Annotated in this window: 1 protein-coding gene; it reads left to right on the forward strand. The window is 57.3% G+C overall.

Features of this window, described 5'->3' with window-relative positions; translation table 11 throughout:
- Positions 1–76: 76 nt before the first annotated feature.
- Positions 77–246 (forward strand): ATP-binding cassette domain-containing protein (locus AF337_RS41190; RefSeq protein WP_152971268.1); only part of this gene is annotated, 170 nt, incomplete at its 3' end.

Genomic DNA, 246 nt, shown 5'->3' on the forward strand with positions numbered 1-246 from the left:
CCGCTGATCGTCTTCATCTTCTTCAACCGGCAGATCGTCGCCGGCATGACGGCCGGCGCAGTAAAAGGGTAACCGAATGGCTGAGCTCACTCTCAAGCAAGTTCGCAAGAGCTTTGGCGCCCTTGAAGTCATCAAGGGAATTGATCTGGAGGTTGCCTCCGGCGAGTTCGTCGTTTTCGTCGGCCCGTCTGGATGCGGAAAATCGACGTTGCTGCGGATCATCGCCGGCCTGGAAGAAACGACTGC

The sequence above is a fragment of the Rhizobium ecuadorense genome, from assembly GCF_001187535.1.
Lineage (GTDB): Bacteria > Pseudomonadota > Alphaproteobacteria > Rhizobiales > Rhizobiaceae > Rhizobium > Rhizobium ecuadorense.